Below are 26152 nucleotides of genomic sequence, written 5' to 3'. Positions count from 1 at the left end.
CTTGCTGATTGATCGCAGCCACTGCCGACTTTAAGAGCTTCAGCTCCCGGAGCGGAACTTCACAAGCTGAAGCCGCAGAATTTTTTCCATCGCCTTTTCTTTGGCCAGCTCATCGATGAGCTTGTCCAGGTGGCGGATCTTCTGCATGAGCGGATCGTCGATGTCCTCCACGCGCACTCCGCAGACCACGCCCTTGATGAGCGCGCTGTTCGGGTGAATGGCCGGGGCTTCGGCAAAGAACGTCTGGAAATCGTTCTGCCGCTCGATCTGCCGATGCAATCCGGCTTTGTCATAGCCCGTCAGCCAGCAGATGATCTGGTCGATCTCTTCTTTCGTACGACCCTTGCGCTCGGCCTTTTGAACGTACATCGGATAGACCTTCGCAAAGGCTGTCGTGAAAATTGAATGCTTGGGCATCGTCATTCCTCCTGTGTGTCCAGGGTCCTATGCACATGCTGCCTTGGCGTGCCGACGTGAAGAGAGCACCAGTTCCCCCGGCCGAATTCTGCCGTACGACATGCGCATGCAGGATGCCGGCGGATGCATGAGCGATCCCCATGGTCATCGGCGTCTTCGCAGCCTGGCCGCTTTACGCAGCCATGACTTTCAACACTGTTGCAGCACCGGCTCGCTTTCGACAATGCAACGCCATGGCTTCGTCTTCATCGTTCATTCAGCGTGCTTTCATCGGCGTCGTCTTGATTCCGCTCCTGTTCGCAGCCGTCACGGGATGCGCATCGGCTCACAGGGTGCCTGCGGAGGTGCCGGGCGATGGCCAGCCCGCGAAGGAACAGGCAAACCCGGTGCTGATTGGCCTCGCGTTCACGCTGCTGGTAATCCTCGAGGCCATGGGCAGCCCGCGTGACAGCGCAACCAATGAGCGGAACGAGCGGGCCAAGGCGGACGCCGACTGGCGCGAGACCCGGGAGCGCAGGGAGCGCCAGAGAAGCGAGCGGCAGGAAGACCAGAACCGGCTGGTGGAGGCGATGAGGAAGGATGCCGCCGACAAGGAGCGCGTGCGGCGCGACATGGCTGATCCGAGAATGCGCGGCGCGATCGAGCTGCAGGAGCGTTTTCGGCAGCAGTACGGCCCGATGCGCTGAGGACCGGGGTCTGCGTCGCCGCTGGCCGTAGCGGCGCGCTGTCGCCGATTTGCGCTGCATTTTCATTGATGTCGCTATGCTGTCGCCCGCCATTCACTTCAGCCAAACGGGAACCCTCATGTCCATGCGCTCTTCGTCCTTCTTCACCCTGCGTGCCATCGCGCTGGCCTCCGGTCTTGCCCTGGGCGCCATCGCCGTGCAGGCCGCGCCCGATGCCAAGCTGCTCGCCGCCGCAGAGAAGGCGCAGCCCGCCGTCATCGACAACCTCAAGGAGATGGTGCAGATCGAATCGGGCAGCCTGAACGTCGATGGCCTGCTCAAGATGGCCGACGTGATCGAGGGGCGGCTGAAGGCCGCGGGCTTCAAGACCGAGCGCCGCAAGACACAAGCCGGCGCGGGCGCCGATATCGTCATCGGCACGCTCAAGGGCACGGGCAAGCGCAAGATCATGCTGCAGGGCCATATGGACACGGTGTATGCCGCCGGCATCCTCGGCAGCCAGCCCTACAGGGTGGACGGCAACCGCATCTACGGCCCGGGCATCGCCGACGACAAGGGCGGCATCGCGGTGATGCTGGCCTCGCTGAAGATCCTGGCCGATGCGGGCTGGCGCGACTACGACACGCTCACCGTGCTCGTGAACCCCGATGAAGAAGTAGGCTCGGTGGGCTCGGGCGAACTCATCGCCACCACGGCCGACCTGCACGACACCGTGCTGTCGTTTGAACCGACGGCGGCCAAGTCGGTGGCCAAGGGCGAGTCACTGCTGCTCGGCGCGGCCGGCATCGCGCAGGCCACGATGGAGGTGAAGGGTCGCGCGGCGCACGCGGGCGCCGCGCCCGAGCTGGGCCGCAACGCGCTGTACGAGCTGTCGTACCAGATGCTGCAGACCAAGGACCTCGCGAAGGACATTCCGGGCGTGACGCTCAACTGGACCGTGGCGCGTGCCACCGGCCCGATCAACCAGATCACCGAGAAGGCGCAGGCGCTGGGCGACATCCGCATCACGCAGCCCGGCGCGGAGAAGAAACTCAACGAAGTGCTGCAGGCGAAGATCGCGAGCGGCAAGCTGATCCCCGACACGGAGACGACGGTGAAGGTCGAGGTCGGACGCCCGGCGTTCGTGGCGGGCGCGAAGGGCCGCGCATTGGCCGAGAAGGCCCAGGCGATCTACAAGGAAATCGACCGCGACCTCGCGCTGACGCCGATGACCGGCGGCGGCACCGACGCGGGTTATGCGGGCCGCTCCGGCAAGGCCACGGTGGTCGAGAGCTTCGGCCTCGCGGGCTTCGGGTATCACGCACGCGACGAATACATCGAAGTCGATTCGATCGTGCCGCGCATCTACCTCGTCACCCGCCTGCTGACCGAGATCGGCAAGCAGTAAGCGGCGCGAGGGCGACCGGCCTCAGGGCTGCTGGCGAGGCGGCTCGCCGGGGCGGGCCGGCGGCTTGTGGGCAGCGGCCGCGGCGGCTGCCGCCGCGGCGTGCTGTTGACGCGCCTGGGCCGCCTGTTGTTGCTGCTGGCGCATCTGGGCCTGTTGCGCCTGCTGTTGCTGCATCTGCTGCTGGCGTTGCTGCTGCTGTTGTTGCATCGCCTGCTGCTGTTGTTGTGCGCGTGCGGCCTGGGCCTGTTGTTGCTGCTGTTGCTGTTGCTGGCGGCGCATCTGGTCCTGCTGCTGGCGGGCCTCGTTCTGGGCCTGCTGTTGCCGTTGTTGCTGCTGGGCCTGTTGCCGCTGAACCTGCTGCTGTTGCGCCTGTTGCTGCTGGGCCGCGCGGGCCTGTTGCTGCGCCTGCTGTTGCTGTTGCATCTGCCGGCGGCGTGACTGGTCCTGTTGCGCCTGCTGGGTCTGTTGGGTTTGCTGCTGCTGGCGCTGCCGGTCCTGCAACGCGCGCTGCTGTTGTTGCTGGGCTTGCTGGGCGGCGGTGCGCGCTTGCTGTTGCTGTTCCATCTGCTGGCGCCGCAACTGTTCCTGCTGTTGCTGCTGCTGGGCTCGGGCCTGTTGTTGCGGCGGCTGCTGGCTGGCGGCGCGTGCCTGCTGCTGCGCCTGTTGTTGGGCCTGCTGCGCTTGCTGGCGGCGCGCCTGGTCTTGCTGCTGTTGTGCGCGTTGCTGAAGCTGGGCCTGCCGCGCCTGTTGTTGCTGTTGGGCTTGCTGAGCCTGCAACTGCTGCGCTTGTTGCTGTTGAGCCTGCTGCTGTGCGCGTTGCTGTGCTTGCTGTTGCTGCACCTGCTGCTGTTGCGCCACGGCCTGCTGCTGACGTGCCTGTTGTTGTTGCTGCTGTTGCTGCATCTGCGCGAACTGCGCTTGTTGTTGCTGCTGCTGCTGCTGCGCAAAGTTGGGCGGCGGCGCGCCGGGCGGCATGCCGCGTGGTCCGCCGTTGCGGTCGTTGTTGTTGTAGACGTTGCGCACGTTGTTGACCACCGTGGTCGAGCGCGAGATGTAGGTGCTGTTGTTGTAGACCACCGCAGGCCGTGCAAAGGCCGGCTGCGCCACGCGGTCACGGTCGCGGTCATATCTGCGATCGCGCGGTGCGCCCCAGTTCATGTTCCACGAGTTCCATCCCCAGCCGTGGCGCTCCAGCGCCGCGCCCACGATCACGCCCGTGCCGAATGCCAGCGCACCGGCCGCTGCAACCTGGCCGCGGCTGTAGCCGGGCGCGACCTCGACGGGCGGTGGCGGCGCATAGGCATAGCCGGGGTAGACGGGCAGGGGCTCGCCGTAGATCACCTGCGGGTCGTAGCGCGGCACGTACACCACGTCGGACTGCACGGGTTCGATGGTGATCAGTTGCTGCGGCGCCTCGATCACGGCGGGCCCGCCGTAGACGGGTTGCATGTCCGGCGCCGGCACGTAGTCGCGCGGCGCGGCGGCGCTGGCCACTCGCAGCTTGTCGTTGTTCTTCAGCCGGCCCGCCTTCGATGCGCGCTGCCGCATCACCTGGATCGCGTTCATCACGTCGGCCGGGTCGTTGTAGTAGGCCTTGCCGAGCGACTCGGTCCACGCGATGTTGCCGGCGAGCTGGTCGAGCACGGGGCGAAAGGCGGTGAGCGACTTCACGCTCGGGTCCCAGGGCTGCTGGTTGGCTGCATCGGAGAGCGGGCCGGCCTTGAGCGACTGGTTCTGCCCGAGCCAGTCGTGCGCGGCGGTGATCTGCTCGGGGTAGGTGGCGCCGGCGAGGATCTGGGCGACCAGCTTGTCGGGGTAGAGCGCGATGGGCGCGACCAGCTGGTAGAGCTGCTCGGCCGAGGGCGGCGTGTAGGCGACCGGCACCGATGTCGCGGGCGCAGCGGCAGGTGCTTGAGGCACCGTGGGCGGCGACATCGAAATCGCTGGGTCGGCGGCCGCAGCGGGGCTGGGCGGCGCGGGCTTGTCGCAGCCTGCGAGGGCGAGTGCGCCGATGCACAGCGAAATCGCGAGCAACCGGGGCAGGGGAAGGGAAGGACGTTGGGTGTTCATCTGGAGTTCCATCAAGGCGCCGACGTCACGCCTGACTCTCTCAACGGTCCCTGACGGTCTGCGATGACCTACCCTGCGCCGGTGATGCAACTGTCTGTGTCGTCCGCGCGCTGCTGCCCGTGTCGGGCATGACCCACAAGTGGGTGAGATCAGATCAGCTGAAGATGCGGATGTAACTCTTTGCGAGGCTCGGCACCCGCTCCTTGATCCACACGCCGTCGCCCGTCACGCTGTCGCGTTCGCCCTTGCCGTTGGTGTTGCCTTCGATGGTGGCGAGCTTGCGGCTGGCGAGCGGCTGGTCGTCGGTGACGATGCCGATGTGCGAGAAGTCGAACACCACGAAGTCGCCGGCGCGGGCCTTCTGCATTTCGTCGAGCACCTGCAGCTTGCGCTGGCGCGCCCATTTCTCCCAGCCGAAGGCGCTGGCATCGCGGCAGCGCCACTTGTCGGCGAGCGAGAACGAATCGAGGTGCAGCGCCTCGCGCACGGCCTCGTTTTCGAGCCACTCGCGCATGACCCACGCGGTGAAGGCCGCACACCACGGCCACGCGCCGGGTGCGAGCCAGGTGGCACCCTGGTATTCGACGATGCGCGCACCCGTGTTGTTGACGGCCGCTTCGCGCGTGCCGACTTCGGTGCGCGCGATCTCGAGCATCTGGTCGATCAGTTCCTTCATGGTTGCTCCTCCTGTGGTGATGGCTGTGCAGCGGGCGAAGGCTTCCTGGCGGATGCGGCGCGAGCCCTGCCCGGCAGCGAGCGCCACACGGTGATGGCGACGACGTACAGCGCGGTCGTCAGCAGCATCGAGAGAAACATGTACCAGCGCTCGAGTCGCCCGGTCATGGCCTGCTGCGCGCTTTCTTCCCACAGCAACTCGCGACTGACAACGAGCTGCGGGCCGCCGAACATCTTCACTGCCTCGGCGATGCTCATGCCCTTGCTGCGCTTCTCGCCCATTTCGTGCAGCTCGCCGCGGATGTAGCGCGTCTGCTTCTCCGGTTTCAGTTCGGCGGGATACGCGAACACATAGGTGCGCACCACGTCGCGGTAGGTGAAGAAGGCCCAGAACGCCGCGGCCAGCAACACCAGCGCGAGCATTGCGAGCCAGCGCTGTCTGGCCGACGACAGCCGCTTGCGGATCAAGAGGCTCAGCGCCAGCAACACGACCATGGTGCCGAACGAAACCATGCCGATGGACAACTGTGCACCCTCGATGGGCGGCACGAGGTCCGACAGGAAGGAGTGGAAAAGCGCGAGCGTGGCGCCGACCGCGGCGGCGGCCGAGGCGACGATGGCCACGAGGCTGTCGAACGGGCCGGCGGGGCGTGCTTCGGTGGCCATGGCGATGGATTGGGATCAGCGCGCGGGCGGCACCGTGATGCTCGCGGGCGCCATGAACAGCAGGTCGGGGTTGACCGTGTCGAGCAGGTGGCCATGGACTGGCATGAAATTCGTCAGGCCACGCGCCATGACGAGATCGGCCATCTCCCGGTACTTGAAATCGGGCCCGACCCAGAGCCGCATCTCGCCACGCTGCACCTCGCCGGTCGAGGGCGAGGTCGGGCGTTCGAAGCTCAGCAGCGTGAGCAGCTCGAGGATGAGTTCGGGGTCGTCGGGCTGGTCCACCAGACCCGCGGGCAGCACGTACACGCGCAGGGGTTCGCGCAGGTCCTTGCCATCCTCGCCGCGCACCTTCACCGTGACCTGTCGGAACTCCAGCGGCTTCTCGCCATTGACCATGCGCGCCTGCATGGCCTGCACCGGCCGGGAGGCGTCGGCCAGCTTCTGCAGGTCGGGCTCGCCGATGGGGCGGGTGGCGGCCTGCGCGTTGATCTGCTGCGCCACGCCGTTGGCATTGCGCAGGTAATAGCGAGACAGTGCGAGCTCCCGCGAAGGCAGCGCGGGCGCACGTTGCGCGACCAGCCGCGCGGTGCTGTCGACGCCGGCGAGCAGGTTCCGGTGCAGGTCGATGTCCACCGGGCGGCGGTAGGCGCTCGGCGGCAGTTGCAACGCCTTGGCCTGGATGAGGCTGGTGCGATCGACTTCGACGGCTGCTGTGTAGCGCGCGGCCTGCGCCATGTCGATGCGCGCGCGGGGCTGCAACGTGGTCGCGGGCCGGCGGGTGGCCGCCTCCGGCACGAAGCCCGAGACACGTGTCTGCGCGGGGATGCGGTTGGTGGCGGTGACCTGCGGATTCATCGCGCGGAAGGCCTCGACGGTGGGCCGGTCGGCCACCACGCCGCGGCGCTCGAGGTACTGGTTCACCGTCTGCTGGCGCGGGACAATCTCGACCTGCCGGACGATGCTGGTGTCCGATGACGGGCGCAAGGCCGAGGCTGCCGGGACATGGCGTTGAGGCGCCGACCATTGCGCGGCGGGTGGTGCGCGGTCGGTGCTGCGCTCCAGCGGAATGGCGGTGGCGGCGCGGTCGGGGCGCGCCATGCGCGTGGCAGGTTGCGCGAGCGCACCGCCCAGGCTCGTTGCGAGCAGGGGCAGAAACAGCAGGACAGGAAAGACCGGCAGGACCCGCATGGCGCCTTCTCCATCCGGGACGACGGAGGCCAATCTAGGCGTCGGCAATGCGCCGCGCATCCATCGAACGCAGGGTGCGGCGCCGCCGTGCGTTATAGGCAAGGCCGGCGGCTAAGCCATCCGGCCTGTGCCTGTGGCACGGATGAGGTCCTAGGACCTACAGGAGCGGATTACTTCGCGCCGCCCGAGTACTTGGTGACGCTGGTGGCGCTCACGTGGTAGCCGCTCACGCCCATCATCGAATCGTTGCGCTGGGTCTGCAGCTTGCCGGTGACCCACACCGTGTCCATGGCGCGGAACTTGGCGCCCTTCTGCGGAATGACGTGCAGGATCTGGTTGGCCGGCGGCGGCGGCGTGTGGATGCAGGCGCCGAAGTAGGGCACGAGCAGGAACTCGGTGACCTCGCCCTTGGCCTCTTCGAGCGGCACGATGAAGCCGGGGATCTTGATCTCGGCGCCGTTCATCGCGGGGTTGGTCGGTGCGTTGTTCGACACCTCCTGCATCTTCATCAGCATCTCGTTGGCGCGCGGGTCGCCGTCGTCCAGCGCGCTCAGGTCCATGCCCTTGAAGTCCTTGGCCGGGTCCCAGTCCTTGGGTACCAGTTCTTCCCAGGTGATCTGGCGCGGCTGGCCCGGCGTGCCCCTGGCAACAGCGGGTGCAGCGGCCTTGCCGCCGAGCGGGTTCGACGCGGTGGTGTCCTTGGGCGCGGGCTCGGCGGCCCATGCCACCGCGGCGAGACCGGCGCCGGCCAGCAGCAATGAAAGGCGATTGAAAGCGTGGATCGTGAAAGTCTTCTTTGCGATGCGCATGGTTCAAATCCTCGGTGAGAGGCCGTCTGCAAGGGACAGTCTGTAGGCACGGATGCCAGGCAAGAGGCTTGCCAGCCAACCTGCCACCAGCAGGCTCGCCATCAGCAGCCATTCGTTGAGTGTAGGTTCCGAGAGGCTCAGTGTCAGCCCGAACTGCGACTGCAGCCACGGCGACAGCAGGGCGATGCCGAGCACCGCCATCACCACGCCGAAGGCCACGCCCAGCACGGTGACCATGGCGCCTTCGAGCGCGAGCAGCGCCAGCACATGGCGCAAGCCGGCGCCCACGGCGCGCAGCACGGCCAGCTCGCGCCGTCGTTCGTTCAAGCCCGCCATCACCACGGAGACCAGGCCCGCGAGGCTCACCAGCGCGACCAGCGCCGACATCAGCAGGAGCGCGTTCTCGCCGATGCCGATCACGCTCCACAGTTCGTCGAGCGCCACGCCGGGGAGGATGGCCATCAGCGGTTCGCCGTTGTAGGTCGAAATCCAGCGCTGCACGCCGAACACCGCGGCGCGGTTCTTCAGGCCCACGAGCGCGGCCGTCACGTTCTTGGGCGTGAGGTCGAACTTGCGCACCTGCTCGGCGGGAATCTTCACGCCGGGCATCGGTGCGCCGCCCACCCATTCGAGGTGGATGGCCTCCATTGCTTCGAGGCCGATGTGCACCGTGCGGTCCACCGGCGTGCCGGTGCGCGCGAGCACGCCGACCACGGTGAAGGGCTTGTCGGCATGCTCGGCCACGTTGAGTTCGCCGCTGCCGTGCGCGAGCGTGATCTTCTGGCCCACGTGGTAGCCGAGCTTGTCGGCCACCTCGGCGCCCACCACCGCATCGAACAGTTCGCTGAAGGGCTTGCCCTCGCGCAGCTTCAGAAGTTGCTTGTCGCCATAGCGAAAACGCGTGAAGTATTCGGGCGAAGTGGCCAGCACCGCGAAGCCGCGGTGCGAATCGCCCAGCGACAGCGGCACGACCCAGTCGACGCCCTGGTGCGCGGCCAGCGCCTGCACGCTCTTCCACGAGATGTTGTTGGTGGCCGCGCCGATGCGGAACACCGAGTACAGCAGGAGCTGCGTGGAGCCGGTGCGCGCGCCGACGATGAGGTCGGTGCCCGAGACGGACGATGCGAAGTTCTCGCGCAGCTCGGTGCGGATGCGTTCGACGCCGAGCAGAAGGAAGGTGGAGAGCGCGATCGAGAACACCGTGAGCGCGAGCGTGAACCGACGGTTCCAGGCGCTGCGCCATGCGATGGAAAAAAGAGCGTTCATGCGTCCACCGCCATCGCCGTCGACGCCGCGCGATTGATCTCGGGCAGCAGCACATGCCGCGCAAAGCGCTGCGCGATGCGCTGGTCATGGCTCACGAACACGAGCGCGCTGTGGTTCACCGCGCAGGCCGTCAGCAGCACGTCGAGAAAGGCTTCGCGCCGGTCTTCGTCGAGCGCCGAGGTCGGCTCATCGGCGATCACCACCTCGGGCTGGCCGATGAGCGCGCGGGCCGCGGCCACGCGCTGCTGCTGGCCCACGGAGAGCTGCAGCGCCTGGCGCTTCCAGAGGTTGCGGTCCAGGCCCATCTGGTCGAGCAGGTGCTCGGCTTCTTCGCGCGAACTGCCGTTGCGCGCGGCCTGCGCCTCGCGCCGAGCCGAGAAGCGGCAGGGCAGCAGCACGTTGTCGAGCACGCTCAGGTAAGGCAGCAGGTTGAACTGCTGGAAGATGTAGCCCACGTGCGCCACGCGGCTGCGGTCGCGCGCGGCGCCCGAGAGCTGCGACCAGTCGTGCCCCAGCAGCATGACGCGGCCTTCGTCGGCCACCAGCACGCCGGCCAGCAGCGACAGCAGCGTGCTCTTGCCGCAGCCGCTCGGGCCGTGCAGGAACACCGATTCGCCGGCGGTGATGCGGAAGGCCTCGATGTCGATGCAGGGCGCCTTCACGCCGGGCCATGCGAAGCGCAGAGACTCGGCCGCGAGCACGACGCGCAGGGGTGTCGAGTCGGCCTGCGAAGCGGTACTCACAGTTTTACTTGCCCCAGCTCAGACGGGCGGGCTGGGCCGCTTGCGCGCCGGTGGGGCGCTTGAGCTGGCGCTTGAACTGCCCCTGCGACGAGGCGATCTGCGAATCGATCTGGCGCAGGCCCTTGAAGGCGCTGAACAGGTTCAGGTCGATGAACTTCGCAGCCGCCGCATTGGTGCAGTTGAAGGAGAAGGTGGCGTCGAGGTCCGCATGACCCACGGGCTCGCTCGGGTCGGGGTTGCCCAGGCCCAGCGCGCCGGAGCGCAGGTCGACCGGGCCGAGCTTGCAGTTGGCGGCGGGGTCGATGGAAAAGAGCTTGTCGGCCGCGCGCAACTGGGCGATGGCGTCGGCCACGGTCTTTTTCTCGGCATCGGTCTTCGGGGCGCGTTCGAAGCCGACGATGTTGTCGAGCGGGGATTCCATGTCGATCACCACCGTGGGGCCGTCGATGGCCACGTCCAGCTTCATCTGGCCGTGCACGTGGGCGTGCTGCTGCTGGGCTTGCGCGGAGAGGAACGGGGCGGCAGCGAATACTGCTGCGGCGATTGCGAGACCGGAGATGCGTCGGAGTCGGATGTGTTTCATGGTTCTGCGCCTTGCCGGGTCGGCAGCCCCGGCGTGTTGCTCCATTCGCTCCAGCTGCCGGCATAGAGCGCGGTCGTCCCGAGCCCGGCGATCTGCATCGCAAGCAGGTTGGGCACGGCGCTCACGCCGCTGCCGCATTGGTGGACGACTGTCGCCGGGTCGCGTCCCGCGAGCAGCGCTTCGAACTCGGCACGCAATTGCGATGCCGGCTTGAACTTGCCGTCGGGGCCGAGGTTGTCGGCGAAGGGCCGGTTCAGGGCCCCGGGGATGTGACCGGCAATCGGGTCCAGAGGTTCCACCTCGCCGCGATATCGTGCGCCGGTCCGTGCGTCGATCAGCTGCTGGTCAGCTTGGCCGAGCCGATGCAACACGGTGTCGGTAGTCACAAGCTTTGCAAGTGGCTCGCCCTGTACGAAATTCGACTGGAAGCGCGCGGGCTCCTCGCGGTCGGTCACTTCACCACCCGCGGCTTGCCACGCCTGCAGGCCGCCGTCGAGCACGGCCACGGCATCGTGGCCCATCCACTTGAGCATCCACCACAGGCGCCCGCAGTAGTTGGCGCCGTTGCGGTCGTACACCACGGCCTGCATGTCGTTGGAAAAGCCGACGCTCGAGAGCCACGCCGCGAACTTCTCGCGGCTGGGCAGCGGGTGGCGCCCGCCCGAGGCGGGTACGCCGTCTTCCTGGGCCACCACCACGTCGCCGTGGGCGCCGGGAAGGCCGTGTTTGGCGCTCAGGTCGGTGTCGAGGTTGGCGTACAGCGCGCCGGGAATGTGGGCCGCGGCGTAGAGCTGAGGCCCGGCCTCGGGTTTCAAGAGTTCGAAGCTGCAGTCGAACACCATGTGGGGCGTGTCGCTGTTATGCAGTTGCTGGAGTTGTTCGACGCTGACGAGGGTGGTGTACATGGCGTGTTCTCCTTCGATGAGAGGCTAGGGCCTGTTCGCACTATGCAAGGGGTCGCGTTGTTTCGCAAAGGGGCTGGCTGCAAGGCGCCCGTGCGCAGCAAGGCTTTGGCCTTGCAAGCGCGGGCAACGCCGCAGACGGCCCCTTTGCGAAACAACCCGGAGGGAAGCTCGCCACAGCCCGCCCCTCGGCGTTGCGTTCCTTGTGCGTGCGGACGCACGCACGGCGTCACGCGCCTTGATGGGCGGGCTGTGGCGAGCTTCGCGACCCCTTGCATAGTGTGAACAGGCCCTAGTGTTCTTCGGCCGGCGCCTTGGGCACCGCCCGCTGGCGCAGCACGGTGGCCGCGATGCCGCTCACGACGATGAGCGCCATGCCGGCCCATCCGAGGGCATCGATGCGGTCGTCGAACACCACCACGCTGTAGAACGCCGCGAAGATGATGCCCGAGTACTGCAGGTTCGCCACCACGAGGGTGCCGGCTTCCGTCTTGGCCGTGGCGTAGGCGCGTGTCATGCAGAGTTGCCCGAGGGCGGCGAGCAGGCCGATGGGCAGCAGCCACAGCGCATGCTGCCACGTCCACGAGCTGCCGCCCGAAAACCCGGTGGCCGCCGTGGCGAAGGCCCCGGCCACGGCCGAGCCGACCGCGAAATAGAACACCGTGCGCAGCTCGGGTTCGCCGATGCGCGACAGCGCCACCACCTGCATGTAGGCGAAGGCGGCCGTCAGGCCCGAGAGCAGGCCCAGCATGCCCGCGAAACCTTCGTTGCCGCTGACCGTGGGCTTGAGCATCAGCACCACGCCGATGAAGCCCGCGAGCACGGTCATCGCGAGCGCGCCCTGCAGCGGCGGGCGTGCCACGCGGCCGTCGCGTCCGGGCACAGGCACCCACGCGAGCAGCGCGCCGCCGATGAGGAAGGCCGCGACCCACACGCTGCTCATGTAGTTGAGCGTGACGGCGGTGGCCAGCGGCATGTGGGCGATGGCGTAGAACCATGCGCCCAGCGAGATCACGCCGATGGTGCTGCGCCAGGCGTGCATGCCGGGGTACTTGGTGGCGAGCGAGACGCCGAGCTTGCGTGACAGCAGCCAGAGAAAGACGATGCCGATGAGGCCGCGGCCCAGCACCATCTCCCCGCTGTTGAACCACTGCGAGGCCACCTTCACCACCACGCTCATCGTGGCAAAAAGAAAGGCGCCGAGCACCATCCAGAGCGCTTGCATCGTCTCGACTCTATATATGGGAAAAGGGTGCCCCGGCGGGTGCGGGGCGGGGCAATGTCACGCGGGTTGCTGCATCGCGGCCTTGTACCACTCGTGGAACTGCTGCATGCCGTCTTCCATCGGGCTCTGGTACGGGCCGGTCTCGTTGTCGCCGCGCAGCATCAGCGCGCGGCGGCCGGCGTCCATGCGCTCGGCGATCTCGTCGTCTTCCACGCAGGTTTCCATGTAGGCGGCCTGCTGGGCTTCGACGAACTCGCGCTCGAAGGCGACGATTTCCTCGGGATAGAAGAACTCGACCATGTTGAGCGTCCTGGTCGGGCTCACCGGATGCAGCGTCGACACGGTCAGCACATGCGGATACCACTCGACCATCACGTGCGGGTAGTAGGTGAGCCAGATCGCGCCGTACTTCGGCGGTTTGCCGTCGCGGTACTTGAGGAGCTGCTCCTGCCACTTCTGGTAGACCGGGCTGCCCGCGCGGCCGAGGCGGTTGGCCACGCCCACGGTCTGCACCGAATAGTTCTGGTTGAACTCCCAGCGCAGGTCGTCGCAGGTGACGAAGCTGCCCAGGCCCGGGTGGAACGGGCCGACATGGTAGTCCTCCAGATAGACCTCGATGAAGGTCTTCCAGTTGTAGTTGCACTCGTGCAGTTCGACGCGGTCGAGCGCGTAGCCCGAGAAGTCGAGGTCGGCCTGCGGGCCCAGGCCGCACATGTCGGCGGCCACGTCGCGGCCCGTGCCGTCCGCGTTCTTCTCGAACAGGAGGCCGTTCCATTCGGTGAGCGGGTAGTTGTGCAGGTTGAGGCACGGGTCCTGCTCGAAATGCGGAGCGCCGATCAGCGTGCCGGTGGTGCGTGCATCGCTTGCGGCGTAGGTCCAGCGGTGCAGCGGGCAGACGATGTTGCCGCCGGCCTGGTTGTCCAGCTGGCCGCGGCCTTGCAGGATCAGCGCCTGGCGGTGGCGGCACACGTTGGAGATCAGCTCCACGCCCTTGGGCGTGTGGACCAGCGCGCGGCCCTGGTGCTCCTGCGGCAGGGTGTGGAAGTTGCCCATTTCGGGCACGGCGAGGCGATGGCCGACATAGCGGGGCCCTCGCGCAAAAAGGTTCTGCATTTCGCGGGCGTACAAGGCCTCGTCGAAATACGCGGAAACTGGAAGTTGGCTCGCGGCCTGCTGCAGTTGAAGACTTAAATCAGACATGGAGGACCTGACCAAGCTCCCCACAGGGAGAAAAAAGGAAATAACGGAAGGCGCCGTCTAGAAGGTTCGACGGCCCGAAGAGTGTGTTGGTTTGCCAACAAGAAGAGTTCGCATTGTACCCGTGGGCCCCCATTTGTCCCCCCGCCCTAAAATGCCCTGTTTCACCCACGTTCCGTTGCATGCCCAAGGTGCCTTCCCCTTCTTCTTCCAGCCCGGCGGCCACGCCCGATACGGGGCCGTTGCCCGTCAGTTACGAAGCGGGGCTTCAGGAGCTGGAACAACTGGTTGCAGAACTCGAATCAGGCCAGTTGCCGCTCGACCAGCTTCTGGGCAGCTACCAGCGCGGTGCCGCGTTGCTCGCGTTCTGCCGCGACAAGCTGCAGGCGGTGGAAGACCAGATCAAGGTGCTCGACGCGGGCAGCCTCAAGGTCTGGACGGCCGAATGAGCGCGGCCACCATGACCGATTGGACGACGGCCCGGCTCACCGATTGGAGCGGGCCTCACCTGGCGAATGTCGAAGCGGCGTTGTCGCGCTGGGTCGGCGTCGATGCGCCGGTGCTGCTGGGTGATGCGATGCGCTACGCGGTGCTCGACGGCGGCAAGCGGCTGCGGCCGCTGCTGGTGCTCGCGGCCAGCGAGGCGGTCGGCGGCAATGAGGCCGCGGCGCTGCGCGCGGCCTGCGCCACCGAACTGATCCACGCCTATTCGCTGGTGCACGACGACCTGCCCTGCATGGACAACGACGTCTTGCGCCGCGGCAAGCCCACGGTGCATGTGAAGTTCGGCGAGGCCGACGCGCTGCTCGCGGGCGATGCGCTGCAGGCGCTGGCCTTCGAGCTGCTCACGCCCGAGGGCGACGAGGTTCCCCCGGCCACGCAGGCCACGCTGTGCCGCCTGCTCGCGCGCGCCGCCGGCAGCCAGGGCATGGCAGGCGGGCAGGCGATCGACCTGGCCAGCGTCGGCATCGCGCTCAACGAAACGCAACTGCGCGAAATGCACCGCCTGAAGACCGGCGCGCTGCTGCAGGGCAGTGTCGAGATGGGCGCCGCCTGTGGCAACGTGTCCGCCGACGCGCTGAAGGCGCTGTGCGAATACGGCGCGGCCATCGGCCTCGCATTCCAGGTGGTCGACGACATCCTCGACGTCACCGCCGATTCCCAAACCCTGGGCAAGACCGCCGGCAAGGATGCCGCCGCCGACAAGCCCACCTACGTGTCGCTGCTCGGCCTCGACGGCGCGCGTGCGCAGGCTCGGCAACTGCTGGCCGATGCGCTCGCCGCCCTGGCGCGCAGCGGCCTGGCCGACACCGCCGCTTTGCGCGCGCTGGCCCATATGGTGGTCGACCGCCACCACTGAGAAAAGAACAACACTTCCCCATGGCTCCGCTGCTTCCCACTCTCCACGACCCTTCGCCGATCCGCCAGTACGACCGTGCACAGCTGCGACAGCTGTCCGACGAGGTGCGCGCCTGCGTGCTCGACAACGTCTCGCGCACCGGCGGCCACCTGAGTTCCAACCTCGGCACGGTCGAGTTGACGGTCGCGCTGCACCATGTGTTCAACACGCCGCACGACCGGCTGGTGTGGGACGTGGGCCACCAGACCTATCCGCACAAGATCCTCACTGGCCGGCGCGAGCGCATGCCCACGCTGCGGCAAATCGGCGGCATCTCGGGCTTTCCGCAGCGCAGCGAGAGCGAGTACGACACCTTCGGCACCGCGCACTCGTCCACCAGCATCTCGGCCGCGCTCGGCATGGCGATGGCCGCCAAGCAGAAGGGCGAAGACCGCTACACCGTGGCCATCATCGGCGACGGCGCATTGACGGCCGGCATGGCCTTCGAGGCGCTCAACAACGCGGGCGTGTGCGACTGCAAGCTGCTGGTGATCCTGAACGACAACGACATGTCGATCAGCCCGCCCGTGGGCGCGCTCAACCGCTACCTCGCGCAGCTGATGAGCGGCAACTTCTACGCCGCCGCCAAGAACGTCGGCAAGAGCGTCCTGCGCGCCGCGCCGCCGCTCTTCGAACTCGCCAAGCGCTTCGAGCAGCATGCCAAGGGCATGGTGGTGCCGGCCACGCTGTTCGAGCAGTTCGGCTTCAACTACGTCGGCCCGATCGACGGCCACGACCTCGATTCGCTGGTGCCCACGCTGGAGAACCTGAAGCACCTGAGCGGCCCGCAGTTCCTGCATGTGGTCACGAAGAAGGGGCAGGGCTACAAGCTGGCCGAAGCCGATCCGGTGGCCTACCACGGGCCCGGCAAGTTCGATCCGCAGGTGGGTCTCGTCAAGTCCGCCGCGGTGGCCAAGCAGACCTTCACCCAGGTGTTCGGCCAGTGGTTGTGCGACACGGCCGCGCACGACGGTCGGCTCGTGGGCATCACGCCCGCGATGCGCGAAGGCTCGGGGCTCGTGGAGTTCGAGCAGCGCTTTCCCGATCGCTATTACGACGTCGGCATCGCCGAACAGCACGCCGTAACGTTCGCGGCAGGTCTGGCGTGCGAAGGCCTGAAGCCGGTGGTCGCGATCTACTCGACCTTCCTGCAGCGCGCGTACGACCAGCTGATCCACGACGTCGCGATCCAGAACCTGCCGGTGGTGTTCGCGCTCGATCGCGCCGGTCTCGTGGGGGCCGACGGCGCCACGCATGCGGGCGCCTACGACGTCCCGTTCCTGCGCTGCATTCCCAACATGAGCATCGCCTGCCCGGCCGACGAACGCGAGCTGCGCCAGTTGCTCACGAGCGCCTACGAGCAGAACCATCCGGTGGCCGTGCGCTATCCGCGCGGCGCGGGTGCCGGCGTCGCGCCGCACCTCACGCTCGACGCACTGCCGTTCGGCAAGGGCGAAGTGCGCCGCGAGGGCAAGCGCATCGCGATCCTCGCGTTCGGCTCGCTGCTGTATCCCGCGCTCACCGCGGCCGAGTCGCTCGATGCCACGGTGGTCAACATGCGTTGGGCCAAGCCGCTGGACGTCGAACTGCTGCTGAAGGTGGCGGGCACGCACGATGCCATCGTCACGCTCGAAGAGGGCGCCACCATGGGCGGGGCGGGCAGTGCGGTGCTAGAGGCATTGCAGGTGGCCAATGTGCAGAAGCCGGTGTTGCAACTGGGCCTGCCCGACCGCTTCATCGAGCACGGCGATCCGGCCAAGCTGCTCGCGTCGATCGGACTCGATGCAGCAGGCATTGCGTCATCGATCACGCAACGCTTCGGCGCCGTCGCAGGGTAAACCCCCGCCGGACGCCTGTAAGGCGGTTTTTACAATCAAGAAGACTTATACAAAAGTCCCCAACGCGGTCACAAGCCGCGTTTCGTTTTTTTCAAAGAACCCGGAGTGAATCAATGGATCGTCGTTCCCTCATCAAAAACGCTGGCATCGCCGGCGTTCTGGCCGCCGGCATTGCGCCCGCGGTCCACGCGCAGGCCACCGTTCGCTGGCGCCTGGCGTCGAGCTTCCCCAAATCGCTGGACACCATCTTCGGCACCGCCGAGGTGTTCGCCAAGAGCGTCAGCGACATGACCGGCGGCAAGTTCCAGATTTCGGTGCATGCAGGCGGCGAGCTGATGCCCGCCTTCGGCGTGGTCGATGGCGTGCAGAACGCATCGGTCGAAATGGCCCACACGGCCCCTTACTACTTCTACGGCAAGGACCCGACTTTCTGCCTGGGTTGCGCAGTGCCCTTCGGCATGAACACCCGCCAGCAGAACGCATGGATGTACGAAGGCAACGGCCTGAAGCTGATGCGCGCGTTCTACGCCAAGTACAACATCATCAATCTGCCGGGCGGCAACACGGGCGCGCAGATGGGCGGCTGGTTCCGCAAGGAAATCAAGTCGGTCGCCGACCTCAAGGGCCTGAAGTTCCGCACCAACCCGTTCGCGGGCAAGGTGCTCGAGCCCTTCGGCGTGATCCCGCAATCGATTCCCGGTGCCGACCTGTACCCGGCGCTCGAAAAGGGCACGCTGGACGGCCTCGAATGGGTCGGCCCGTACGACGACCAGAAGCTCGGCTTCAACAAGATCGCGCCGTTCTACTACTACCCCGGCTGGTGGGAAGGCGGCCCCGAGCTGGACTTCTACATCAACACCAAGGCATGGGAAGGCCTGTCGGCCGACTACAAGGCCATCGTCGAAGCGGCTGCAGCGCACGCCAACATCACGATGACCGCCAAGTACGACGCCAAGAACCCGATCGCGCTCAAGCAGCTCGTGGGCTCGGGCACCAAGCTGCGCCCGTTCTCGCAGGACGTGATGAACGCCGCGTTCAAGTCGGCCCAGCAGATCTACTCGGACCTGAACAACAGTAACCCCGAGTGGAAGAAGATCTACGGCGACTGGTCCAAATTCCTGGCCGACCAGAACGCGTGGTTCCGCTACACCGAAGGCACCTTCGACCGCTTCATGCAACAGCAGAAGCTGTAAGCGCTGCGGCGACGAACGCTTCGCTCTCAACAAAAAGCCCCGACGGAAACGGCGGGGCTTTTTCATTTGCGCGGCGAACCCAGCAATGCGCCGCGCGCGGCCTCGGAGGGAAACACGCAGGCCACGTCGTGCGCGCAGCCCGGCACCACGGTGACCTCGCGGCGCTTGTCCGGGGCGAGCATCGTGCGGTCGTACTGCGCGTAGGCCAGGCCGCGCTGCAGCCGGTAGGGTCCTTGCGCGGCGGCTGCGCAGGACTTGTCGAGCACGCGGTAGGCCGTGCCCTTGCCCTCGCCGGTATCGAGCTCGCCCTGGAGGTAGTGGATGTCGGCGGCGGCGTAGCGCTGGCGGGCTTCGGCGGCACTGCGGCCCAGGTGCGAAGGGAGGCCCTCGGTGCCGTACTTCCAGCGGTTCACCGTGGGGCAGGCGCCGCCATCGACACCCGCCTGCTGCGGTCGGAACGCATCGAAGTAGAGCCAAGTGCCCGGGTCCGAGACCACATAGCGCAGCGCGACCGACGCCGCGGGCGCGTCGGCGGCGAAGCCGATGTAGTGCTGCACCATCTGCGCGCCGGCCGAAAAGCCCGCGACGGTGACCGTGCGCAGACTGGGCCAGCGCCGCACCAGTTCGGCCACGACTGCATCCATGGCCGCGAACGAGGAGATGCCGCTGCCGTTGGAAGCGCGGCCGCCTTCGAGCCAGGAGCCGCAGGTCCACAGCAGGTCGCCGTCCTGCGGCGCCGGCACGCCGTCGGAGCTGCACTTGCCGGCCTTGTCGGCGGCGACCTGGAACAGCGGGGCGACGACCAGCGTGCGGTCGAGCGCGCCGGCCTTGCGAACGGCGAGCAGCGCTGCATTGAAGGTCTTGTTGGCATCGCGCGGATGGCCGTGCATGGCGATGAGCGCCTGCGTCGGGCCCGCAGTCGACGGCGCCGCGTCAGGGGCGAGCGATGCGTAGTAGTGCAGGGTGCCGCCGGATTGCGGTGGTTCGAAGGCGCGATAGCACTCGGGCGCGGCTGAGGTCGTGCAGTCGGCAGGTGCGGCGGCGGCGCTTGTTGCCAACGCCGCGAGGCCCAGCGCAGCAGTGATGGCGTGCGCGCGGTTGAAGGAGGAAAAAAAGGAGGTGCGGCTCATGCGGCATATCTTCGCCGCACCGAAGACCGCCAACCTGACTCAGTGGGCGATGCCGTTCACTGCGTGCCTGCTTCGGGCGCTGGTGCTGCGGGGACAGCACGCTGCGCCACCTGCTGGCCAAACGCGATCAGCACCTGCGGATCGTAGGCATGAAACCACGTGATGCCGCCGAAGCGCCGGCGCACCAGCAGCCGCGGCGCGATCACGCGCTCGAGCATTCGGATGTGCACCAGCTTGAGCTGCGCGACCTCTTCTGCGCGCACGCGCTTGTCCCAGAGCCAGGTCTGCACGAGCACGTCGCCTTCCAGGCGTGTGCGGCTGTAGACGATCCAGTAGCCGACCCACGCCACGCACAGGCCCGCCACGCCGAACACGAAGAGGCTGGTGGCCGACCAGCTGGTGGTGCGCAGGGAAGGCAGGCTCCAGAGCGCGAACGCGAAGAGGTCCACCACGAGCACCACCGCCAGCGTGCGCAAGAGCGGCGGGAAGGCGGCGCTCTCGAGCGGGCTGGCGTTGTTGTCGTCGCTTTCGCCGGTCACTGTTTGGGGGCGTCGCCAGAGGCCGGCGGCGTTTCCTGCGCCGGTGCAGGCGCAGGCGTTTCTTCGGTCTTCTTCTCGTTGCCGAACGGGTCTTCCATGTTCACGCCGTTGCTGTCGGGCTCGGGCGGCGGCATGGCATCGGCCGGCATGTCGAGGTTGACCTTGTCGATATCCACGACCTTTTCCTTGTCCAGGAACACGGTGACGGTCTGCGGGAAGAAGATCACGATGGCCACCAGCAGGAGCTGCATCGCCACCCACGGCACGGCGCCCAGGTAGATGTCGCGCGACTCCACCTTTCGGGGTAACGCCCCGTTCTTGAAGAGGGTGTCGGCAATGCCTCGTAAATAGAACAGCGCGAAGCCGAACGGCGGATGCATGAACGAGGTCTGCATGTTCACGCACAAGAGCACGCCGAACCACACCATGTCGATGCCGAGCTTGTGCGCCACGGGGCCCAGGAGCGGCAGGATGATGAACGCGATCTCGAAGAAGTCGAGGAAGAACGCGAGGAAGAACACGAAGATGTTCACCGCGATCAGGAACCCGACCTGGCCGCCCGGCAGGCCCGCGAGCATGTGCTCGATCCACTTGGCGCCGTCCACGCCCTGGAACACCAGCGAGAACACGCGCGAGCCGATCAGGATGAACACCACCATGGCCGTCAGGCGCATGGTGCCTTCCATGGCGTCCTTCATCAGCTGCCAGTTGAGGCGGCGATGGATGAGCGCGAGGATCAGCGCACCGACCGCACCCATGGCGCCGGCTTCCGTCGGCGTGGCGATGGCGCGGTCCATGAAAGGCAGGCCGCCCATCGAGCCGAGCACCGCGAAGATCAGGATGGCCGAGGGGATGATGCCGCGCAGGCACTTGCCCCACAGCGCCCAGCCGTTGAGCGTGCGCGCGCTGACCGGCAGGCCCGGCACGTAGTGCGGGCGGATGCGCGAGACCAGGAAGGTGTAGATCGCGAAGATCACCACCTGCAGGATCGACGGACCCCAGGCGCCCTTGTACATCTGGCCGACGTCGGTGCCGAGCTGGTCGGCCATGACGATGAGCACCAGCGAGGGCGGCACCAGCTGCGTGATGGTTCCCGAGGCGGCGAGCACGCCGGTCGAGTAGCGCATGTTGTAGCCGTAGCGCATCATGACCGGCAGCGAGATCATCGCCATCGCGATCACCTGGCCGGCTACCGTGCCGGTGATGGCGCCGAGGATGAAGCCCACGATGATCACCGAGTAGCCCAGGCCGCCGCGGATCGGGCCGAAGAGCTGGCCCATGGAGTCGAGCATGTCTTCTGCCAGTCCGCATTTCTCCAGTACGGCTCCCATCAACGTGAAGAACGGGATCGCCAGGAGCGTCTCGTTCGACAGGATGCCGAACACGTTCAGCGGCAGGTTGGCCATGAAGCCGGCGGGGAACCAGCCCATCTCGATCGCGAAGAAGCCGCAGATCAGGCCGAGGGCGGAGAGCGAGAACGCGACCGGAAAGCCGATCAGCATGATCACCACGAGCCCCGCGAACATGATCGGGGCGAAATTTTCCATGTGCATTGCTACTTACCTGCCGTATGGACGGAGAAGGGGAATGGGGCGTGCCTGATGAAAGAGCGCGAGAGGGCGCCCATCACTGCACCGGCTTCTCGTAGTGCGTGTCCATCGTGATCAGGCCGCGCAGGTACGCAATGCGTTTGATGATTTCCGAGACGCCCTGCAGGAACATCGCGGCGAAGCCCACGGGCATCAGCAACGCGGCGGGCCAGCGGATGAGGCCGCCGATGTTGCCGGACATCTCGCCGGTGACCCAGGTGTTCCAGAAATACGGCCAGGTGAGGTAGGTGAAGAGACCCATCACCGGCAGCAGGAAGAAGATCAGGCCGAACAGGTCGACATACACCGGCCCGTAGCCCTTGAGCTTGCCGTAGATGATGTCCACGCGCACATGCTCGTTGAAGCGAAGCACCACCGGTGCGCCCAGCATCACCGTGGCGGCGAACAGGTACCACTGGATTTCGAGGAATGCGTTGTTGCTGAAGTCCAGGCCGTACCGGACGATGGCATTGGCGGCCGAGATGAGCGAGGCGGCCAGCACGGCATAGCCTGCGAACTTGCCGAGCTTTTCGCTGATCCAGTCCATGCCGGTCGCGAATTTGAGGAATGCAGACAAGGGGGTGTCTCCCACGAAGCCCAAGGTGAAACGCCGGCCCCTGGTGGGGGCTGCGCAAAGCCCGCAATGGTATCCCGGCGAACCTTCGTATTGCTTTGGCTCGAACCCGGGTTTACCCCAAAGCCGCGTCTCGCGGGTCCGGCGGGGCGTCGCCATAATTGCCCATGTCTTCGAGTCCGTCGCCTTCGGCACCTTTCGGCGCGGCGAACCTGCCGCATTCCATCGATTCGCCCGACATGTGCCGCGCTGGCCGCGACCTGCTCTCGCTGGCCCTGATCGACGCGCGCAACCACACGCTCCACCTGCTGTCCCTGTACGAAGAGGCGCTGGGCTCCGAGGCCCTGGCCGTGCCGCCCGTGCCCGAGGAGGAAGGCGTGGTACCCCCGGTGTGGCTGGCCGGGCACATCGGCTGGTTTGCCGAATGGTGGATCGGCCGCAACACGCAGCGCGCCTTCGGCATCGACTGCCCGGTGCGGCCCACGCGCCTCGCGGCCATCGAGCCGAGTGCCGACGACTGGTGGAACCCGGCGCAGAGTTCGCCCGGCCGTCGCTGGTCGGCCGACCTGCCTTACCTCGGCCAGACCAAGGCCTACCTGCTCGAAACGCTGGAGAGCACGCTCGAGCTGCTCGAGCACGCGGCCGAGACGGATGCGGGCCTCTACTTCTACCGCCTTGCGTTGTTCCACGAAGACCTGCGCGGCGAGCAGTTCGTGGTGATGGCACAGACACTCGGGCTGCCCCTGGGCATCGAGCAGGCGCCCATCGCCGTCACGCGCGAGCCGCTCCTGGTGCCCGCCACGCGCTGGGAACTGGGCCTGCCCGAGAGCGGCTTCGCCTTCGCGCAGGAGCGCGCCGCGCACCGGGTCGACGTGCCCGAGTTCGAGATCGACGCGCAACCCGTCACCTGGAACCAGTACATCGAGTTCGTCGACGACGGCGGCTACGACCGCGAGGAGCTGTGGCACGCCGACGGCTGGCGCTGGCTGGCCGCGCAGGTCGAGGGGCGGCGCGGGCCGCGCCATGTCGAGCAGATCGGCGCGGCGCGCAACGGCACCGGCGGCTCGGTGCTGCAGCACCGCTTCGGCGTCACCGTGCGCGCGGCGGGACACCACAGCGCGGTGCACCTGAGCTGGTGGGAGGCCGACGCCTGGGCGCGCTGGGCGGGGCGCCGCATCGCGACCGAGGTCGAATGGGAGATCGCGGCGCACACGGCAGCGCGGCGCGGGTTCCGCTGGGCCGACGTGCACGAGTGGACCGCGGGCACGCTGCAGCCGTGGCCCGGGTTCCGGGCCGATCCGTGGAGCGCGGGCGGCGAGTTCGATCCGGTGGCCGCCTTCGGCCGTGCGCGCGTGCTGCGCGGTGCGTCGTTCGCCACGCGTGCGCGGCTGCGTTCGCCGCGCCGCCGGAGCTTCGCATTGCCGGAGCGCGACGACGGCTTCTTCGGCTTTCGCACCTGCAGTCTTTGACGCTCCGCGCTCCGGCGCCGGTCAACCGAAGACGTTGAACAGCGACAGCAGCCAGCCCGCCACACCGGCCAGGTTCAGCGGCTCGGCCTTCTCCGGCCCCACTTCCTTGAGCACGGGTTCCGCCTCCAGGCTGTTGGCGCTCAGCAGGTTGTTCAGGAAGTGGCCCACGTCGCCGTCGAAAGCCGTCCCGATGCGGCCGCCGTCGTCGCGGATGTTCGCGGCGCGCGAGGTCTCGGTGCCGGCGAAGGTCAGCGCCGTCGTGACGTGGCTGCCGATCACGAGGTACCGCGACCACGGCATGTAGTAGCCGAAGTTGGGCAGCGGACCGAGGTTGGCGCGCACCAGGTCCATCTCCTTGTGGAAGAGCTTGAGCTTGGCATCGCGCAGCGCCGAGCCCTCCAGGCCGGCCACCTCGGCGTTCTGCGCTCCGATGAAGAAGAAGCGCGAGATGACCTGGTCCTGCTGGAAACTCGTGAGCCCGAAGCGGTCGTTCGGATAGCGCTTGGACAGCACCGCGCTGAAACTGCCGGTGTCGCCGCCGCTGGCCTTGGCGATGTTGACCTTCTTGCCCGTGGCTTTTTCCCACCGCGCGATCACGCCGCTGGCCTGCTCGGCGTATTCGGGGTGGCCGGGAACGCGCAGGTCGGCGGCCAGCGGCTGCTGGAAGAAGCCCCATGTGTGGGAGGCCAGTTGCCAGAACTTGGCGGCGGGCGTCTTCTCCAGGTCAGCCGGCGAGATGGTGTCGCCTGCGCCGTAGACCGGTGCCGTCAGCAGCGGACCCGAGTCGTTGAGCAACGCGACGCGCGTCTTCTCTCCCGCGAGCGCCTGTCGGATCATCGGGTAGTTGAACTGCGCCGAGTAGCCGCCCGCGCTGCCGCCGTAGACCAGCAGTTGCTGCAGGTAGCCCTTCGGCGAGAGGCTCTGGGTGAACTTGTTGTCCTGCAGGAACTTCATGGCCGCGCGCACGTTGTTCAGGCCGTTGAAGTTGACGTACTTGGTCTTCGTCACATCGTCGGGCGCGGCCGGGTCGTTGAACGACCTGAAGCTCGCACCGGCGGAGACATCGCCCGTGCAGTACGGAAAGACCACCTTCGTCCACTTCTGCGTTTCGGGTGCCGTGGTCGTCTGCCACAGGCGCCCCCACCACCCGTCGTCCAGCTTGCCCGAGCCTCGCCCGAAGAGAAGGCGCGCGGCCGCCTCGACGAGGACGGTGTTGCCCTCCAGCACCGGCGAGGTGAGCAGCAGCGCGGAGTTGGAGACGATGCCGTCGCCCTGGATGTAGCCCGAGGGCAGCCCGTCGGGGTTGGCCGCGCCCGTTTCGGCATCGGGGCGGCACGACTGGAAGTCCCAGCACGCGCCGCCGCCTTCGAAGTCGACCAGTACCTTGTCGCGCATGCCGGCATCGGAGGAGACCTTGTAGTACATGCGGTAGGGCGTTCCGTTCATGCACGACGCACCCGAACTCGCGGGGAAGGTGTATTCGACCCAGGTGTCCAGGTCGGCCGACCAGTTGGGGCCCGCGGCGGGAACGACGGTCTGCCCGGGCTTGGAACTGTGGGTGAGGCCCGCGTTGTACTTGCGCGTGGCTTCGTCGATGAAGGCCTGCGCATCGGCGCGGCTTCTTTGCGCAGACACGCTCTGCGCGCTGCCTTCCTGCGAGGACGGTGCGCTGCTGGCCGCGCCCATCGAGAACGACAAGGCCAATGCGGCCGCGACGCTCCAGAAAACTCTGGTCGGATTCATGTTGTGTGGCTCCTGATTTTTTGCGATGAATTGATTCAGTAGTGGCGGCTTCTGATCTCGAACTCTCTTTGCGCCATCACGCGCTGCCGCTCCTCGGGGTCCTGCACGGTGGCTTGAACTTCGCTGGCCATCTGGTTCCTGGCCTGCGTGTAGCTCTGGTAGCGGGGCTCGGAGGTGGGCTCCGGCCCCAGCATCTGCCGGGCGTGCGATTGCAGCGACTCGGTCAGTTGCTTCGTGAGCGCGTCCCGGATCACGGGGTCGGGCTCTCCGATCTGGATCAGCGCGCGGGTGGAGGCCATGGCCTCCGCCGGCAGGATCTCTCCATTGGCGACGTGTCGGGGCAGCTGGTCCAGGATCGCGTAGGACTCGTCGCGCCGCTCCTCGTCGCTCAATGTCGGCAGCACCCTTGCGAGGGTGTCCATGCGGTCCCTGAATCGTGCGAGCGAGACGATGCGGTCCACCTCCGCTGTCACGTCCTTGCCGGTGCCGGCCAGGTCGCGCCGAAGCTGTACGACATCGAGGCCGCGCTCCCGCGCACCGGCCGAGGTGAGGTAGGGCGATGCGCCGGGCGCGAAGGCGGTGTAGCCGGCGGCGCGCCTGGCGAGCACGACGCCTTCGCGGGTGGTCGGTGCCTGCGATGCGGCCGATGCCGCATCCGTGGCCGAGGTGTCGGCCGCTGCTGCGTGGCTGTCGTTGTCGGCGAGAAAAAGCCAGGCGCCGAGCGCCGTCAGCAGGGCCGCGACGCCGAGGCCGAGCCTGGCGGATGTGGATAAGCGGGAGCGCACGGGGAACCTCTCTTGTCTCTTGTCTTCTTCGTTTCCATCACCCGGGAAGCGTAGACAGGGACAGCGGCGCCCACTT

25 protein-coding genes are annotated in these 26152 nt (G+C 67.1%); 7 read left to right on the top strand and 18 right to left on the bottom strand.

The annotated features are described in order from the left end of the window. Window positions 1-39 precede the first annotated feature (39 nt). Window positions 40-417, bottom strand: coding sequence for a DUF2200 domain-containing protein (locus ACSFA7_RS22280; protein ID WP_435501381.1), 378 nt, complete (start codon window positions 415-417; stop codon window positions 40-42). 140 nt (window positions 418-557) lie between these two features. Between ACSFA7_RS22280 and ACSFA7_RS22275 the strand changes: the two genes are divergently transcribed. Together ACSFA7_RS22275 and ACSFA7_RS22270 are read left to right on the top strand one after the other, a co-directional pair. Then, a complete protein-coding gene (locus ACSFA7_RS22275) occupies window positions 558-1103 on the top strand; it encodes a hypothetical protein (RefSeq protein WP_435501380.1) in 546 nt (181 codons plus the stop codon). 118 nt (window positions 1104-1221) lie between these two features. Next, the gene (locus ACSFA7_RS22270; RefSeq protein ID WP_435501379.1) at window positions 1222-2490 is read left to right on the top strand and encodes a M20/M25/M40 family metallo-hydrolase; all 1269 of its coding nucleotides are present in this window, start codon (window positions 1222-1224) and stop codon (window positions 2488-2490) included. A gap of 21 nt (window positions 2491-2511) precedes the next feature. Here the strand turns inward: ACSFA7_RS22270 and ACSFA7_RS22265 are convergent, their stop codons facing one another. The 11 genes from ACSFA7_RS22265 to ACSFA7_RS22215 all read right to left on the bottom strand — a co-directional run bounded on the left by ACSFA7_RS22265 (window position 2512) and on the right by ACSFA7_RS22215 (window position 13820). Beyond that, window positions 2512-4560 carry a DUF3300 domain-containing protein gene (locus tag ACSFA7_RS22265; protein WP_435501378.1) on the bottom strand — a complete coding sequence of 683 codons (2049 nt, stop codon included), beginning with the start codon at window positions 4558-4560 and terminating at the stop codon, window positions 2512-2514. A gap of 154 nt (window positions 4561-4714) precedes the next feature. Next, window positions 4715-5236, bottom strand: a complete 522-nt coding sequence (locus tag ACSFA7_RS22260) for a C40 family peptidase (protein ID WP_435501377.1) — start codon at window positions 5234-5236, stop codon at window positions 4715-4717. Next, complete coding sequence (locus ACSFA7_RS22255) at window positions 5233-5901, bottom strand: hypothetical protein (protein WP_435501376.1); 669 nt, start codon at window positions 5899-5901, stop codon at window positions 5233-5235. Before ACSFA7_RS22255 ends, ACSFA7_RS22260 begins: the two co-directional genes overlap by 4 nt. Window positions 5902-5916: 15 nt before the next feature. Continuing rightward, the gene (locus ACSFA7_RS22250; RefSeq protein ID WP_435501375.1) at window positions 5917-7092 is read right to left on the bottom strand and encodes a hypothetical protein; all 1176 of its coding nucleotides are present in this window, start codon (window positions 7090-7092) and stop codon (window positions 5917-5919) included. 170 nt (window positions 7093-7262) lie between these two features. Next, window positions 7263-7901, bottom strand: a complete 639-nt coding sequence (locus ACSFA7_RS22245) for a DUF3299 domain-containing protein (RefSeq protein WP_435501374.1) — start codon at window positions 7899-7901, stop codon at window positions 7263-7265. Between the two features lie 3 nt (window positions 7902-7904). Then, complete coding sequence (locus ACSFA7_RS22240; RefSeq protein WP_307643231.1) at window positions 7905-9167, bottom strand: ABC transporter permease; 1263 nt, start codon at window positions 9165-9167, stop codon at window positions 7905-7907. After that, the gene (locus tag ACSFA7_RS22235; protein ID WP_435501373.1) at window positions 9164-9910 is read right to left on the bottom strand and encodes an ABC transporter ATP-binding protein; all 747 of its coding nucleotides are present in this window, start codon (window positions 9908-9910) and stop codon (window positions 9164-9166) included. Before ACSFA7_RS22235 ends, ACSFA7_RS22240 begins: the two co-directional genes overlap by 4 nt. A 4-nt stretch (window positions 9911-9914) precedes the next feature. Beyond that, window positions 9915-10493: a DUF2796 domain-containing protein gene (locus ACSFA7_RS22230; RefSeq protein ID WP_435501372.1), complete on the bottom strand. Its 579-nt coding sequence runs from the start codon at window positions 10491-10493 to the stop codon at window positions 9915-9917. Next, window positions 10490-11398, bottom strand: coding sequence for a sulfurtransferase (locus ACSFA7_RS22225; protein WP_435501371.1), 909 nt, complete (start codon window positions 11396-11398; stop codon window positions 10490-10492). Before ACSFA7_RS22225 ends, ACSFA7_RS22230 begins: the two co-directional genes overlap by 4 nt. Window positions 11399-11687: 289 nt before the next feature. Further along, window positions 11688-12620: a DMT family transporter gene (locus tag ACSFA7_RS22220; protein ID WP_435501370.1), complete on the bottom strand. Its 933-nt coding sequence runs from the start codon at window positions 12618-12620 to the stop codon at window positions 11688-11690. 57 nt (window positions 12621-12677) lie between these two features. Further along, window positions 12678-13820, bottom strand: a complete 1143-nt coding sequence (locus ACSFA7_RS22215; protein WP_435501369.1) for an aromatic ring-hydroxylating oxygenase subunit alpha — start codon at window positions 13818-13820, stop codon at window positions 12678-12680. 179 nt (window positions 13821-13999) lie between these two features. Between ACSFA7_RS22215 and xseB the strand changes: the two genes are divergently transcribed. The 4 genes from xseB to ACSFA7_RS22195 all read left to right on the top strand — a co-directional run bounded on the left by xseB (window position 14000) and on the right by ACSFA7_RS22195 (window position 18247). After that, window positions 14000-14266, top strand: a complete 267-nt coding sequence (gene xseB / locus ACSFA7_RS22210) for an exodeoxyribonuclease VII small subunit (protein ID WP_013540173.1) — start codon at window positions 14000-14002, stop codon at window positions 14264-14266. Then, a complete protein-coding gene (locus ACSFA7_RS22205) occupies window positions 14263-15177 on the top strand; it encodes a polyprenyl synthetase family protein (protein WP_435501368.1) in 915 nt (304 codons plus the stop codon). The genes xseB and ACSFA7_RS22205 overlap by 4 nt, the downstream gene beginning before the upstream one ends. 20 nt (window positions 15178-15197) lie before the next feature. Then, entirely contained in the window at window positions 15198-17054 is a 1857-nt protein-coding gene (gene dxs / locus ACSFA7_RS22200; protein ID WP_435501367.1) for a 1-deoxy-D-xylulose-5-phosphate synthase, read from the top strand. Between the two features lie 113 nt (window positions 17055-17167). Next, window positions 17168-18247 carry a TRAP transporter substrate-binding protein gene (locus ACSFA7_RS22195; protein ID WP_042582434.1) on the top strand — a complete coding sequence of 360 codons (1080 nt, stop codon included), beginning with the start codon at window positions 17168-17170 and terminating at the stop codon, window positions 18245-18247. A 62-nt stretch (window positions 18248-18309) separates the two neighbouring features. Here the strand turns inward: ACSFA7_RS22195 and ACSFA7_RS22190 are convergent, their stop codons facing one another. From ACSFA7_RS22190 to ACSFA7_RS22175, 4 genes are all read right to left on the bottom strand, one after another. Further along, window positions 18310-19377 (bottom strand): hypothetical protein, encoded by a 1068-nt coding sequence (locus ACSFA7_RS22190; protein ID WP_435501366.1) that lies wholly within the window; start codon window positions 19375-19377, stop codon window positions 18310-18312. A 56-nt stretch (window positions 19378-19433) separates the two neighbouring features. Then, a complete protein-coding gene (locus tag ACSFA7_RS22185) occupies window positions 19434-19916 on the bottom strand; it encodes a hypothetical protein (RefSeq protein WP_435501365.1) in 483 nt (160 codons plus the stop codon). Then, complete coding sequence (locus ACSFA7_RS22180) at window positions 19913-21469, bottom strand: TRAP transporter large permease (protein WP_435501364.1); 1557 nt, start codon at window positions 21467-21469, stop codon at window positions 19913-19915. The genes ACSFA7_RS22185 and ACSFA7_RS22180 overlap by 4 nt, the downstream gene beginning before the upstream one ends. A 73-nt stretch (window positions 21470-21542) precedes the next feature. Beyond that, entirely contained in the window at window positions 21543-22082 is a 540-nt protein-coding gene (locus ACSFA7_RS22175) for a TRAP transporter small permease subunit (protein WP_435501363.1), read from the bottom strand. 164 nt (window positions 22083-22246) lie between these two features. On the opposite strand from ACSFA7_RS22175, the gene ACSFA7_RS22170 reads away from it, so the two are divergent. Continuing rightward, entirely contained in the window at window positions 22247-23548 is a 1302-nt protein-coding gene (locus ACSFA7_RS22170) for an SUMF1/EgtB/PvdO family nonheme iron enzyme (protein ID WP_435501362.1), read from the top strand. Between the two features lie 21 nt (window positions 23549-23569). On the opposite strand, the gene ACSFA7_RS22165 is transcribed toward ACSFA7_RS22170, so the two are convergent. Together ACSFA7_RS22165 and ACSFA7_RS22160 are read right to left on the bottom strand one after the other, a co-directional pair. Continuing rightward, the gene (locus tag ACSFA7_RS22165) at window positions 23570-25291 is read right to left on the bottom strand and encodes a pectin acetylesterase-family hydrolase (RefSeq protein WP_435501361.1); all 1722 of its coding nucleotides are present in this window, start codon (window positions 25289-25291) and stop codon (window positions 23570-23572) included. Between the two features lie 35 nt (window positions 25292-25326). Continuing rightward, window positions 25327-26076, bottom strand: a complete 750-nt coding sequence (locus tag ACSFA7_RS22160; RefSeq protein ID WP_435501360.1) for a hypothetical protein — start codon at window positions 26074-26076, stop codon at window positions 25327-25329. Window positions 26077-26152: the final 76 nt, after the last annotated feature.

Origin of the sequence: Variovorax trehalosi (genome assembly GCF_051216415.1) — a bacterium.
GTDB lineage: Bacteria > Pseudomonadota > Gammaproteobacteria > Burkholderiales > Burkholderiaceae_C > Variovorax.
This window is presented reverse-complemented; position numbering and strand designations above follow the sequence as displayed.

Coding starts and splice junctions, on each gene's coding strand:
- ACSFA7_RS22280 (WP_435501381.1), bottom strand. CDS start 417: ATGCCCAAGCATTCAATTTTCACGACAGCCTTTGCGAAGGTCTATCCG.
- ACSFA7_RS22275 (WP_435501380.1), top strand. CDS start 558: ATGGTCATCGGCGTCTTCGCAGCCTGGCCGCTTTACGCAGCCATGACT.
- ACSFA7_RS22270 (WP_435501379.1), top strand. CDS start 1,222: ATGTCCATGCGCTCTTCGTCCTTCTTCACCCTGCGTGCCATCGCGCTG.
- ACSFA7_RS22265 (WP_435501378.1), bottom strand. CDS start 4,560: ATGAACACCCAACGTCCTTCCCTTCCCCTGCCCCGGTTGCTCGCGATT.
- ACSFA7_RS22260 (WP_435501377.1), bottom strand. CDS start 5,236: ATGAAGGAACTGATCGACCAGATGCTCGAGATCGCGCGCACCGAAGTC.
- ACSFA7_RS22255 (WP_435501376.1), bottom strand. CDS start 5,901: ATGGCCACCGAAGCACGCCCCGCCGGCCCGTTCGACAGCCTCGTGGCC.
- ACSFA7_RS22250 (WP_435501375.1), bottom strand. CDS start 7,092: ATGCGGGTCCTGCCGGTCTTTCCTGTCCTGCTGTTTCTGCCCCTGCTC.
- ACSFA7_RS22245 (WP_435501374.1), bottom strand. CDS start 7,901: ATGCGCATCGCAAAGAAGACTTTCACGATCCACGCTTTCAATCGCCTT.
- ACSFA7_RS22240 (WP_307643231.1), bottom strand. CDS start 9,167: ATGAACGCTCTTTTTTCCATCGCATGGCGCAGCGCCTGGAACCGTCGG.
- ACSFA7_RS22230 (WP_435501372.1), bottom strand. CDS start 10,493: ATGAAACACATCCGACTCCGACGCATCTCCGGTCTCGCAATCGCCGCA.
- ACSFA7_RS22225 (WP_435501371.1), bottom strand. CDS start 11,398: ATGTACACCACCCTCGTCAGCGTCGAACAACTCCAGCAACTGCATAAC.
- ACSFA7_RS22220 (WP_435501370.1), bottom strand. CDS start 12,620: ATGCAAGCGCTCTGGATGGTGCTCGGCGCCTTTCTTTTTGCCACGATG.
- ACSFA7_RS22215 (WP_435501369.1), bottom strand. CDS start 13,820: ATGTCTGATTTAAGTCTTCAACTGCAGCAGGCCGCGAGCCAACTTCCA.
- xseB (WP_013540173.1), top strand. CDS start 14,000: ATGCCCAAGGTGCCTTCCCCTTCTTCTTCCAGCCCGGCGGCCACGCCC.
- ACSFA7_RS22205 (WP_435501368.1), top strand. CDS start 14,263: ATGAGCGCGGCCACCATGACCGATTGGACGACGGCCCGGCTCACCGAT.
- dxs (WP_435501367.1), top strand. CDS start 15,198: ATGGCTCCGCTGCTTCCCACTCTCCACGACCCTTCGCCGATCCGCCAG.
- ACSFA7_RS22195 (WP_042582434.1), top strand. CDS start 17,168: ATGGATCGTCGTTCCCTCATCAAAAACGCTGGCATCGCCGGCGTTCTG.
- ACSFA7_RS22190 (WP_435501366.1), bottom strand. CDS start 19,377: ATGAGCCGCACCTCCTTTTTTTCCTCCTTCAACCGCGCGCACGCCATC.
- ACSFA7_RS22180 (WP_435501364.1), bottom strand. CDS start 21,469: ATGCACATGGAAAATTTCGCCCCGATCATGTTCGCGGGGCTCGTGGTG.
- ACSFA7_RS22170 (WP_435501362.1), top strand. CDS start 22,247: ATGTCTTCGAGTCCGTCGCCTTCGGCACCTTTCGGCGCGGCGAACCTG.
- ACSFA7_RS22165 (WP_435501361.1), bottom strand. CDS start 25,291: ATGAATCCGACCAGAGTTTTCTGGAGCGTCGCGGCCGCATTGGCCTTG.